The following is a 4,791-nucleotide window of genomic DNA, read 5'->3' as shown; positions in this document are numbered from 1 at the left end:
TGATTTAAGATTGAAATATGACTGTAAAACAACCAATACAAAAAAAATATTGAAGGCGGTTGAAACCGCTACCGACTTCCTCCTCATGTCTAAAAGCCAGAGGCTTCCGTCTCGTTTCTCGGTGAAAAAGAGACACTGCGATCGATCTCTGGGCAGCGCAATCATCAAAAAAGCTTAACCCAAGCGTATGGGAATGTATCCAGGTTTTAACCAGTAAAGTGCTGGGATTTTTTGTCGGTTAATTTCGGCTAATTATATTCACGGCGCCCAGACAAAAGGAAGAAACCGGGTTTTTCATCGATATTGAGGATTTTTAGGAAAAATTTCCTAAAAAACCCGGTTTTTGGCCACCTATGTCAGCCGACTTTTCGGAATTGGGATTATTTTAAATATTCCCAAGCTTCTAACTTGCGACTGACGATCGCTTGAATTTCCTGGGCGATCGCATCTTCAGGGCGATCGGCATCGATCCGGAAAATTCGAGATTGATTTGCCTGTGCCAACTCCGTAAAACCTTGCTGTACGCGCTTGTGAAACTGCAAGTCAGCTTGCTCGATCCGATCGCGCTCTCCTCTGGCCCTTACCCTTGCCAAGCCCGCCTCCACATTAATATCCAGCCACAAAGTCAGATCGCTTTCCAAGCCGCCGGTGGCAATTGCATTCAACTGCTTAATTAAATCTAAATTAAGATTGCGGCCGTAGCCCTGATAAGCAATCGTTGAGTCTGTAAAGCGATCGCATAAAACAATCGTTCCTTTCGATAACTCGGGTTTAAGAAAAGTTTCGACGTGCTGAGCGCGATCGGCAGCGTACATGAGTAATTCTGCTACATCGGATACAGATTCACCCGGATCTTGTTTGAGTAACAAATGCCGCAGTCCTTTTCCCAACTCCGTACCCCCCGGTTCGCGAGTAGCCACCAACCGGACTTTCTGAAAATAACTTACTTGCAGCCAATGTATCAATCGCTGCATTTGTGTAGTTTTTCCAGCACCTTCTACCCCCTCAAATACGATAAGTTTGCCCTTCATTGCCTAACTTTGCACCTCAATAAAATAAATATGAATCCTCCCGTATATCTGTTCTAGGTTCGGTATGATAATAAAGTCTCAGTGCCTCATGGTTGGAGTTTTCTATGGCTCGCTATACTGGTTTTTTTATCGTTGCAGTTCCGATCGACCGTCTCCGTCAGTCCCTGATTGAAATTTTAGAGTCATGCAATCTTGATATTATCTACAATACAGGAGATTCCCTGATGGCTCGCGAACTTCCGGGTCAAGTTTCGATTCCGAAACTGGTCACCGCCGAAGTCCTAATTGAGAAAAACACGGCTAGTGACTCAGAAGTTCGCATGAACTTCGTAATCAAAAACGAGGAATTGCCCCTGCAAACCAATAACCACTGCCGTCAAATGTTCGAGCTAGTCAGTCGTTCAGTTATGAAAAACAATAACTGGCGGCTTTTGGAAAGTATGGCACTGTAGCCATAAATCATTAGTCATCAGTCATCAGTCATCAGTCATTAGTTCCTGGCTAATGACTAATTACTGATGACTTTTATTTGGAAGCTCTAAATTTAACCTCGAAACTTCCGGCGCAGCAGCAAAGAATTGGTAACAACGCTAACAGAACTAAACGCCATAAATGCGCCTGCTGCCGCAGGACTGAGTAAAATTCCAGTTGCAGGCAGCAAGAGACCGGCCGCAATTGGAATTCCCAGAGTATTATAAGCAAAAGCCCAGAATAAATTTTGGCGAATCTTATTAAAAGTAGCGCGACCAAGGTCGATCGACTCAACAACATCCATCAAAGCATTTCGCATCAGCACAATTTGAGCCGTCTCAACCGCGACATCAGTCCCGCAGTGCAAACCGATACCGACATCAGCTTGAGCCAAAGCCGGGGCATCATTGATACCATCTCCCACTACAGCCACTTTACAGCCTTGGGCTTGCAAACTGGCGATCGCCCGAGCCTTCCCCTCCGGCCGCACTTCGGCCAAAACATCAGCAGCCGCCAAACCTAGCTGCTGCGCCACCACCAACGCCGCCGACGCCGTATCGCCCGTCAGCATCATCACCCGCAATCCCATGCCCCGCAGGCGATCGACTGCCACCTTAGCATCCGGTCTCAGAGTATCTTTTAGCCCGATTACCCCGAGCAAAACGCCCCCAGAAGCGACGTAAACCGCCGTTTTGCCTTTACAAGACTCCAAAAGTTCCGCAGTCACAGCGACGCCCTGCTGGCTCATCCACTCGGCATTCCCCGCAAACACCCGCTGGCCCTCCACTAAAGCAGAAACCCCGAAGCCCGGTTCCGTGTAGAAATCCTCAGCAGGTAGCAGCGGCAAACCTTGCTGTTGAGATTCCCGCAAAATTGCGGCGGCGATGGGATGACAAGCGCCTCTTTCCACCGCCGCCGCAATTTGCAGCAATTTTGAGTCAATTGTGGAACAGGCATCTTGTTTGTTACCAGAAACACCATCAATTGCGGACATTGTGGAAGAGGCATCTTGTTTGTTACCAGAAACACCATCAATTGTGGAAATTGTGGAAATTGTGGAAGAGGCATCTTGCCTGTTGCCAGAAATATCATCAATTGCGGACATTGTGGAACAGATATCTTGTTTGTTTCCCACATTAATATCCGAGTTCAAATCCAACTCAGAATTCTGGAAAATCGGCAAATAATCAGTAAGTGTGAGATTTCCAGTTGTCAGAGTCCCAGTTTTGTCAAAAACCACAGTATCTAATTGATGCACTCGTTCTAAAACATCGCCACCGCGAATCAACAGCCCGCGCTCCGCCCCGATGCCAGAACCGACTAAAATTGCAGTTGGGGTAGCCAGTCCCAAAGCACAAGGACAAGCAATGACTAAAACTGCGATCGCCAATTTCAAACTTAACAACAAAGAAGACTGATAATGGATAATTGGCAATTGATTTCCCATGCCCAATGCCCCATGCCCCATGCCCGATGCCCCATGCCCCATATCGTGTCCTAAAAGCACAGAAGGCCAAATATGAGTTCCGGCAAAATACCAAAATAGGAAAGTTAAAGCCGATATTGCCATTACGCCATAGACAAAATATCCGGCGACAGTATCAGCTAAATGTTGAATCGGCGCTTTGCGAGTTTGGGCGGCTTGCACCAAAGCCACCATTTGAGCTACAGTTGTTTCTTGACCGGTGCGAGTTGCCCGCATCACAACTGCCCCGGATTTATTGATAGTTCCCGCCGCGACTGTATCTGGTGATTGCTTGAAAACTGGCATCGATTCGCCAGTCAGCATCGATTCATCTACAGTTGTTTTGCCTTCGCAGACTTCGCCGTCTACCGGAAATTTTTCACCGGGTAAAACTTGCAGCCATTCTCCGACTCGGACGCGATCGGCTGGAATTTCAATGTATTGTGGATTGTAGACCGCAGATGTCGAGTTTGCAGGCAACTCTTGAGAGTCCAAATCTAAAATCGGCAGTTTAAAATCAACTAAGCGGGCTGTCGCTGGTTGTAGTGCGATTAAAGCTTGCAAAGCTGATGCAGCGCGCCGTCTGGCTTGCTGTTCGAGAGTTTTGCCCAACAATATAAAGCCCAAAAGCATCACCGGTTCGTCAAAAAAGCACTCCCATCCCATGCGTGGAAACAGCAGCGCCGCGTTGCTAGCCGTGTAAGCCGTGACTGCGCCTAAAGCTACCAAAGTATTCATGTTTGGTGCATTTCGCCACAAACTGCGGCAGCCGTCAACGATAATCGGGCGGCCCGGTAGCAGCAATGCAAGGGTGGCGAGTCCCCAGTGAAACCAAATGTTGCTGAGAATTGGGGCTTTGGTGCCGAGAATGTGTCCTAAACCGGATAGAATAATTAGAATAAGGGCGATCGACAATTGATTGATTTGCTGTCGAATTTCTTGGCGCCGCCGTTCAATTGCCGCCGCTTCTGCTTCCCGCTGATTTTCACCTAAGCGAGACTGAGAAGGAAATCCGTTATCAGTCAACTTTTTCGCTAAAGCCTCTGCATCCACAGCCCCCGGTTGACACTCAACCGTTGCGACTTCTACTGCCAAATTAACGCAAGCCGAAATTACGCCTGAATGCTGCATGAGTTGGCGTTCAACTGATGCAGCGCAACCCGCACATTTCATCCCGCTGACATCGAAAGTAACAACTTCTGGCGAGGGAGATTCTTTAACTGGGATGATTTGCGATCGATTTTCGGGGAGTGTTTTGGGAAGAAATTGCATGGTTTTTTTCGGTATTGATTAGAATATTTTGGTGAGAACAGAAAGTGTTTAATATCAATTCCGTCTAGCCGAGGAATTATTCATCTCTCTTCTCTCCCTCTGTGTCCTCTGCGTTCTCTGCGGTTAAATCACCTGACGATCCAACCGGAATTGATATAATGCACAGTTTAGACAAATGTCTATATTTTTATCATAGATAAAATTTTTGGCATCTTCCCAAAGTGTTAGTTTTTTTTAATTCTTATCTTAATTCTGAAGATTGGACGGGGCGGTTGAAACCGCGTCTACACAGACAAAACCCGACGAAAGCGGGTTGAAGATTAGACGGTTATTGTTTTGAGTCTGCGGAGGCGGACATCGTTTGTACAGACGAGGTTTCAACGGTACGATTAGTTAGTATTGAACTTTTAGGTGAGAAATTTAGCTACTGTAGTTTAGACTAACCAAAGATGAGAACGGTGGCAAAAGAAGAACTAAAGCCACCGTCCCAGGAGAGAATGAGGGTGAAAAAGAAAACCTATCCACTCCCTAAATGAACAGTGAACGATTAAA

3 protein-coding genes are annotated in these 4,791 nt (G+C 46.7%); 1 reads left to right on the top strand and 2 read right to left on the bottom strand.

The features are described 5' to 3' along the window. Positions 1–380: 380 nt before the first annotated feature. On the bottom strand, positions 381–1,031 hold the full coding sequence (gene tmk / locus QZW82_RS32060) for a dTMP kinase (RefSeq protein ID WP_293158413.1): 651 nt from the start codon (positions 1,029–1,031) through the stop codon (positions 381–383). A gap of 104 nt (positions 1,032–1,135) precedes the next feature. Here tmk and QZW82_RS32055 point away from each other — a divergent pair, with 104 nt between their 5' ends. Next, positions 1,136–1,483: a hypothetical protein gene (locus QZW82_RS32055; RefSeq protein ID WP_293158409.1), complete on the top strand. Its 348-nt coding sequence runs from the start codon at positions 1,136–1,138 to the stop codon at positions 1,481–1,483. A gap of 92 nt (positions 1,484–1,575) precedes the next feature. Here QZW82_RS32055 and QZW82_RS32050 read toward each other — a convergent pair whose 3' ends face one another. Next, positions 1,576–4,239, bottom strand: a complete 2,664-nt coding sequence (locus tag QZW82_RS32050) for a heavy metal translocating P-type ATPase (RefSeq protein ID WP_293158406.1) — start codon at positions 4,237–4,239, stop codon at positions 1,576–1,578. Positions 4,240–4,791 lie beyond the last annotated feature (552 nt).

Source organism: Microcoleus sp. bin48.metabat.b7b8b9.023, assembly GCF_013299185.1.
Classification (GTDB): domain Bacteria; phylum Cyanobacteriota; class Cyanobacteriia; order Cyanobacteriales; family Microcoleaceae; genus Microcoleus.
The sequence above is the reverse complement of the archived record's forward strand: the minus strand, read 5'-3'. Positions and strand labels throughout refer to the sequence as shown.

What these genes read in the sequence shown, in the direction of transcription:
- tmk (WP_293158413.1), bottom strand. Translation starts at nt 1,031, where the DNA reads ATGAAGGGCAAACTTATCGTATTTGAGGGGGTAGAAGGTGCTGGAAAA.
- QZW82_RS32050 (WP_293158406.1), bottom strand. Translation starts at nt 4,239, where the DNA reads ATGCAATTTCTTCCCAAAACACTCCCCGAAAATCGATCGCAAATCATC.
- QZW82_RS32055 (WP_293158409.1), top strand. Translation starts at nt 1,136, where the DNA reads ATGGCTCGCTATACTGGTTTTTTTATCGTTGCAGTTCCGATCGACCGT.